Origin of the sequence: Pseudanabaena cinerea FACHB-1277, from assembly GCF_014696345.1 — a bacterium.
In the GTDB taxonomy this organism is placed as follows: domain Bacteria; phylum Cyanobacteriota; class Cyanobacteriia; order Pseudanabaenales; family Pseudanabaenaceae; genus Pseudanabaena; species Pseudanabaena cinerea.
Genome location: NZ_JACJPY010000027.1, coordinates 45180 through 52059, shown reverse-complemented (window position 1 = coordinate 52059; position 6880 = coordinate 45180). Strand labels below are relative to the sequence as shown.

Below are 6880 nucleotides of genomic sequence, written 5' to 3'. Positions count from 1 at the left end.
CATTCCCACCACAATCTATAAATTCTGCAACCATCTCAAATTGGGAATGCTCTGCCCTAAACCTTCGCAAATCATCGAAAATTCCAAACTGCCCTAAACCTTCGCAAATCATCGAAAATTCCAAACCGCCCTAAACCTCGAACATTCATCAACAATCCCCAAACCGCCAAAAATCTGCAATATTCAACAACAACCCTCAATTCGCAGGGATAAGCGATCGGTAACAGCGAAGAGGATAGAGCATTTGCGGATCGAGATTGTAGAGGGGAGTTGCGAGATAGTGGCGCAAATGCTCTACCCCTACAACCTACAAACAATTTTCTCCTTTTGCCTTTTTACTTTTTCATGCTTGCCTTAGTCAACCACCAAATCCTCCTAAAGAATTAAAGTTAGCTGCACTCTGACTAGCTCGCATTGCCGACTGCGAGAACACCTGAAAAGCCTTACGGATTTCGCCATCGCTATTGGCAGGTGTGAGAATCCATTCATCACGGATGCCCATATCTTTAAAGACTTGACGAAAATTAGTAGAGCCATCATCAATACCCATCGCTGCTATCACATGATTTTCCATCCGCAGCATATCATGGGCGATCGCTGCTACATCTTTAGCAGTATGGCGCGTGGAATGACAATCATCACCATCAGTAATAATCAGAGTCACGGTGCGAACTGGTACGCCATTATCCGAGAATTCCTGCGACTTGGCTAATACCGTTCCCAATAGCACCACCGTTTGATCATAGAGAGGTGTACCTTGATTTGGGTTGTAGTTTTTGGTATCCATCCTAATTGCTTGGGCGATCGGGCAGTAGGGATAAAGAATATTTCCATTCAAATAGCGATTGTGAATGAGAATATTATCCTGTTGTTGAGAAGATGCTAAAGCATCAATTACGGAGTTATGTCCGCCGCGTACTGCTTGGGCATTGCCTGAGTACTGGATCGAGCCAGAGTCATCGGGCATAACTGTCACTAGCACGACTTCACTGGACATCACGTCATCAACATGAATGCCAAGCCCTGCTTGGATTTGTGCGCCGAGGTCATAAACAGTCAGTGCTTGCAAAGATTCATTGGAAAGGGTTCCATCATCTAGTGCAGATTGGAAGAGATCGTTAATGTTTGTCATTTTATTTGATGATTGGTGATATGGATTCGATCCGTTTGATCTGTAGGGGTTTAGCATTTGCGCCACAATTTATATATCTCGCAGAAATCTTTATCCGCAAATGCTAAACCCTCTCTGCTTTCACAGATAAATTGTCCCTGCGTTGCGAGGTTTTGTCCCTGCGTTGTGAGTTTTCGGGCAGAGCATTCCTGTATTGAGATAGTCTCAAAATTTATAAATTGTGGCAGGAATGCTCTGCCCCTACAGGGATAATTACTGGAATAACAGCCGTTCCAGAAAATTCTTCTTGGGTTGAATAGATTCCAAATATTCTCTGAGCAAACGTTCAATCAATTCTGAACTGGTAGTATTTTCTTTCGCAAGAATTGCTACTAGATATTTTTCTGTCTCGCAGTCCAAATTAATACTCATCATAGAATTTACCTCTTGTTAGCGATCGCTTTAAGCAAGATTGAGATCTACCCAAGTTTCCATTGCATCAGTGGATTTGACCAAGTGCATACCAGCATCCGCAAAACGCCTAAACGCAGCGTCGGCTTGATCCGTATAGTCCACGATATTGGGAACGACCACAGGCGAAGTGCAATCTTCGAGCAGATAGACTTTCTTCGCCAATTTGGGATCGTGGGCAAGGATTTCGCTGAGCAGGTCTTGAATTGTCCATGCAACACAATGGCTCTTAGCTTGACCTGCAATGATTACGGCATCAAATTCCAGTAACCTTTGCAAAAAGCGTGTATTTTTCTGGGCGATCGGTCTGCCATCAGCGCCATCCATCACTTCAGGTCGCAATACGGAATAGTTTTCAGTGAGAGGATTACCGCCTTTAATCTCAAAGTTTGTCTGGCTATGCCGCGCAATATTGTGAAAGAACATTGCTTCTTCGACTGAAGAAACTAGGGCGTGACCGATGCCGCCGAGCATGGAGTGATAAGCCCAAACCGTGAGGGGAAATTTGCCTTCGGTGTTGAGTTTCTGGACATAATGCAAGGCGTGGCGCTGAATTGCCATATAGTTGCCTTTGGCGAGACTATAGGCGATCGCAGGATTTACTTTCCACTTGCCTTGCTGTACATCTTCTAGAGTAATCGATGTGGCATTGGGAATGGGATGTTCACCCGCATCGTTTATCCAAAAGATTGGATGGAATATTTGCATGGCGGTGTGGGTGTCCATTGTGGGCGCAATTTCGCTGATGTGGTGCAGATTGCGATAGATAAATTCGCACAAGCGCACATTATCTTCGATCGCCCCAGTACCAGAGCGTCCACCGACAAATAGCTCATGATCGGCAATACAAAATGTATTCTGCACATCGATCGCCATCAAACAAATTTTCTTACGATCCTTTGCCGCAGGGGTGATGCCATGTTGTTTCGCCCAAGATCCAGCTTGGTTAGCCCGATCTTGATAGGGAACACGCCATACCGATCCGACTTTGTGGCGATCGAAAAATGCGGGAATGGGAAGTTGAGTAACAATTTGAGTAGTCATTTTAATGTTTCTCCAGTTTTAAAACCTTAATCAAGAACGTTTGTAAATGGTTGATTGCGATATCGGCGATATACTTGAAAATCTTTGTCGAAAGTAGCGATCGCAGGAATATCTAAGCGTTCAGAAATAGCAACTAGTGATAAATCGGCAAAGTCAGCCATGTGATCGGCATATTTCTTGTTCAATTCAATAATTCGTCGTAAATCATTATTGGTCAAGGTTTCGTGAATATACACTCCATCTAGAACTTCATCCAAAAACTCATTTTGAACGCGATAGTCATAATCGAGTAGCCACATGGTCTCTGTGATACAGCTTGTGGTGGTGATCAGTTCACTGGTACATTCAGCAAGAAATCTACACATGATATCGTGATAAACATCTTGCTCACTGTAGTAAGCAACCAAGGCACAACTATCAATAAGAATAGAAGGGTGATTCATAGTTGATCCTGAATCCTTTGATACTTTTCTTGCATTCTTTGAGCAATAATTGCCTTTCTCACATCTCGATCCGATAGATCAGATCGCCCTTGCAAAAAATGTCGAGGCTCACCACGCCGTCTTTCTGCTTCCTGCAACTTTTCCATAACTGTTTTAGGTTTAGTGGGTTGTTGCAAGCGATCGATAATGAATTGCTTGATTAGCTCTTCAGGTGTAGTTTGTTGCTGCGAAGAAAGCTGATTAAGATTACGAATCATCTCTTCATCTAAGCTCAGTTGAATTGTTTGCATTTTTTTTGCTCCTAGGATCTAAGCTAATTGTAACTGCAAAATCTTTTGTGAGTGAATCACATAGATACCTTGTGAGCCGACTATCAGGGAACAGCCGCTATCGACATAGGGTTCAGTTTCGGGGAAAGTCTTTGTAATCATGATTTGTCCATTGTTTACCTCCACTCTCGCAATGCCTTCATCAGTGGGAACGAATAGCCAATTAGCGATCGCACTGCCACCATGAATATTTGTTAACCAAGCAAGATCGCCTTTAGGTGCGGTAATCGTGGCAACTAACTCACCTGTGGGACGCAATACGGAAACTCGATGAATGATATTGCCTTGCTCTTGGGTGATAGTGAAGAACCAGCAAATGTCGTTGCTAAATAGACAGTTTGCATCGATTAGTTCTCCTTGAATGGGTGGAATCTTTACGCGATCGCCTATTCCTGAACGCTTCGCGTCAAAGGTGAAAGCCACACTGATCGCCCCTGCCCGATAGAAGCCAAAGCCGAAAGCCTCACCAACCCAAAATTGTGTTTGTCCTTCGAGAATGTCACCAATATATTCATTGCCTAGCTTGCCATCGCGAAGTAGTTGCCCATTGTCAATCCAATAGCGAGAAAAGGAATTAGCACGAATTAGATCGGCGGCGATCGCTTGCGGTTGTCCCTGACTGAGTGTAAGTGCTTTACCTTGTTTGGCAACGATTGTGGACTTGCCAAAGATGGCGAATTGAATATGAGCATCGAGTTCTCCAGATAATAAAACTGTGTTATCTTCGCGCTTAAATTCGTGATTAACGTGATAAAGATAATTGAGGGAATTATTTTGTAAAGCGACTTGAAGAATTACGCCTTCGGTGTGGAAAATCTGCAAAACTTTACAGCCCTCTCCCCCAGCCCCTCTCCCAGAGGTAGAGGAGGGAAATGCAATTAGAGGCGTACAAATTGGGCAAGTATTCCGTAAATGTTCGATGCCACATTGATTGCACCTTGTCCAGCGCATTGATTGGAGCAGAGGCTTAGGAAAATCGCCACGCCAGTCTTTTTCAAAGCAGTTATGGAAATGATGTAATAAATCATCGGATAGAACCTTGTAAGGGATTGCGGGTTTCGGATAGCGCACATCGGGATGAAAAATGGTGATGCGTTGCAAAGGTCTAGCACTGTGAGGGATTTGGGCAGTCTGGGATTTCGGCTTATATACGCCGCCATAGGGATCGACATAGAGGAGGCTCTGCATCAACATTACCGTGAAGGCGTACCAATCAGAATTTGAATTATGAGGACTATTGAGAATTGGTTGATTTGCTTGGCGATCGCACAATATCGGATCGACAAACCTTGCTGTGAATAACTGACAGGGAAACTGTCCAAACTGGAAGGAATCCGCATCAATGAGATGAACTTGGTTTTGCGAAACTAATAAATTCAGATCATTAAAATCACCAATCGTCACATTTGCTTGATGAACTTTTAGGACTGATTCATGGAGATCTCGAAATAATTCGGTTATAAATTGCTGTGAGATGCCGTTAGTTTGGCGATAATTGCGATCGCTATATTTCAAAAGCGGCACTGTATTCTGCAAGAAGGGCATTGCATAGCCCAAGATCATTCCCTGTTTATCTGTGGCTAAAGTTTCAGGTTTAATCACCCTCGCAGGTAAGTTTTGCGGGAAAGCAGGTAACTTTTGCTGATGAAGAGTAATTCTGGCTTTAGCCGCCAATTGTTCTTGGGGTAGTAACTGATAATCAGGATGATCCGCAGATTTAAAGAGTTTGAGAACCTTGCCATTTTTGAGATCATAGATATCCGCTTCGCCACCCTTGCCGATCGCATTTTTAGGATTAACTTTAATTCGTTTTTGGTTGAGATAGATATCCATGATTTTACTCCCATGCTTTAAGGCAATTGATAAACTCTTCTAAACTCAGTCACAGTCTGACGAATAGGACGATCTAGTTTTTTCCATACTTGAACAGCGATCGCATCAGGAACACCACCATAAAAGGCTTCAGCAATACTGCCTGTAATGGCAGCGATCGTGTCGCTATCACCACCAAGAGATACCGCATTACGAATCGCATCTTCAAAATCCGTTGATTCTAAAAAAGCAATAATCGCTTCAGGCACACTTTTTTGACAGGAAACTTCAAACTTATAACTGAGGCGAATTTCGTCAATAGTGCGATGTAAATCGTAAGCGAAAGTTTGCTCGATATAAGCTTGAATCTCTTGCTTAGTCTTACCTTGACGCGCTAAGAAAACCGCCGCCGCAGTCGCCTGTCCGCCCTTGATGCCTTCGGGATGATTGTGAGTTGTGGCGGTGCAACGTTCGGCTTCCTTGAGAACATCTTCGATCTGGTCATACGCCCATGCGATCGGACTCACTCGCATCGCCGCACCGTTACCCCAACTGTTATAGCCTTCTTTGCGGTCGCTCATTGCCCAGCAAGTGAATCTCTGTCCAAATCCTGCCAATGGATAGCGCCAAAAGCATTTTTTGAAGTTACTCGCATAGCTAGTTCCCGTGAGAAGAGATTTGGCTACGGCATAGGTGAGAACCGTATCATCACTAAAATGACTACCAAAGGAGAAGAGTTTAAAGTCTTTCCGCTTCATGGGAATGACTTCATAAATGGAGCCAATAATATCGCCAGCGATCGCGCCTAACATAAACTCCTCCAATCCCTAAATTCTTCGACAACTTCACGCAGATCAGGATCGAGATAGCTCAAGGCTTTTGCGGCAATGTCTTTGGGGACACCACCATAAAAAGCTTCAGCAATACCTCCCGTGATGCAAGCGAGTGTATCGCTATCACCACCTAGAGAAATTGCATTGCGAATGGCATCTTCAAAATCCGTTGATTCTAAAAAAGCGATAATTGCTTCGGGAACAGTTTCTTGACAGGATTCATTAAATTGATAAACAGGACGGATTTCATCAAGGGTGCGATTCAAATCATAGTTAAACAATTTGGAAATATGAGTCTTAATCAATTCCTTGTCCTGTCCCTTGCGAGCGAGAATAATCGCGGCAGCCGTTGCCTGCGCTCCTTTGATACCTTCGGGATGATTATGCGTGACTTCAGCCGATCGCTTGGCTTCAAATGAAACCCTTTGCAGGTTATCAAAATAAAATCCGACAGGACTCACCCGCATTGCCGAGCCATTACCCCAGCTATTATATGGCTCCATACTGTCAGACTCAACCCACTGAGCAAAACGCCCACCATAGCCTCGACCTGTATATTTACGAGCATAGTTTTTGATATATTCTGCATAGTTGCCATTGTTCATCAAGCAATCCGCAACTGCGACAGTTAGCACCGTGTCATCGGTGAAATCACAGCCTTTTCCAAAGAGAGGGAAGTCTTTCGAGCGATGATTATTAAACTCGTAAATGGAACCAACGATATCGCCGACAATTGCGCCTAACATAGTTTTTTTGGTAATTGGTAATTGGCTATTAGCTATTAGCTATTAGCTTTTAGCTTTTTTGGTAATTGGTAATTGGTGATTGGGATTTTTT

General features: G+C 43.6%; 7 protein-coding genes. All 7 read right to left on the bottom strand.

Annotation, left to right across the window (positions count from 1 at the left end; all coding sequences use genetic code 11):
* Nucleotides 1-358 precede the first annotated feature (358 nt).
* The 7 genes from H6F44_RS10400 to H6F44_RS10370 all read right to left on the bottom strand — a co-directional run bounded on the left by H6F44_RS10400 (nucleotide 359) and on the right by H6F44_RS10370 (nucleotide 6789).
* Nucleotides 359-1132, bottom strand: a complete 774-nt coding sequence (locus tag H6F44_RS10400) for a hypothetical protein (RefSeq protein WP_190350891.1) — start codon at nucleotides 1130-1132, stop codon at nucleotides 359-361.
* Between the two features lie 441 nt (nucleotides 1133-1573).
* The gene (locus H6F44_RS10395; RefSeq protein WP_190350890.1) at nucleotides 1574-2626 is read right to left on the bottom strand and encodes a cysteine hydrolase family protein; all 1053 of its coding nucleotides are present in this window, start codon (nucleotides 2624-2626) and stop codon (nucleotides 1574-1576) included.
* A 26-nt stretch (nucleotides 2627-2652) separates the two neighbouring features.
* A complete protein-coding gene (locus H6F44_RS10390) occupies nucleotides 2653-3069 on the bottom strand; it encodes a type II toxin-antitoxin system VapC family toxin (RefSeq protein WP_190350889.1) in 417 nt (138 codons plus the stop codon).
* A complete protein-coding gene (locus tag H6F44_RS10385; RefSeq protein WP_190350888.1) occupies nucleotides 3066-3359 on the bottom strand; it encodes a hypothetical protein in 294 nt (97 codons plus the stop codon). Before H6F44_RS10385 ends, H6F44_RS10390 begins: the two co-directional genes overlap by 4 nt.
* A gap of 18 nt (nucleotides 3360-3377) precedes the next feature.
* The gene (locus tag H6F44_RS10380; protein ID WP_190350887.1) at nucleotides 3378-5231 is read right to left on the bottom strand and encodes a hypothetical protein; all 1854 of its coding nucleotides are present in this window, start codon (nucleotides 5229-5231) and stop codon (nucleotides 3378-3380) included.
* A 17-nt stretch (nucleotides 5232-5248) separates the two neighbouring features.
* Nucleotides 5249-6022 carry an ADP-ribosylglycohydrolase family protein gene (locus H6F44_RS10375; RefSeq protein ID WP_190350886.1) on the bottom strand — a complete coding sequence of 258 codons (774 nt, stop codon included), beginning with the start codon at nucleotides 6020-6022 and terminating at the stop codon, nucleotides 5249-5251.
* Entirely contained in the window at nucleotides 6016-6789 is a 774-nt protein-coding gene (locus H6F44_RS10370; protein ID WP_190350885.1) for an ADP-ribosylglycohydrolase family protein, read from the bottom strand. Before H6F44_RS10370 ends, H6F44_RS10375 begins: the two co-directional genes overlap by 7 nt.
* Nucleotides 6790-6880: the final 91 nt, after the last annotated feature.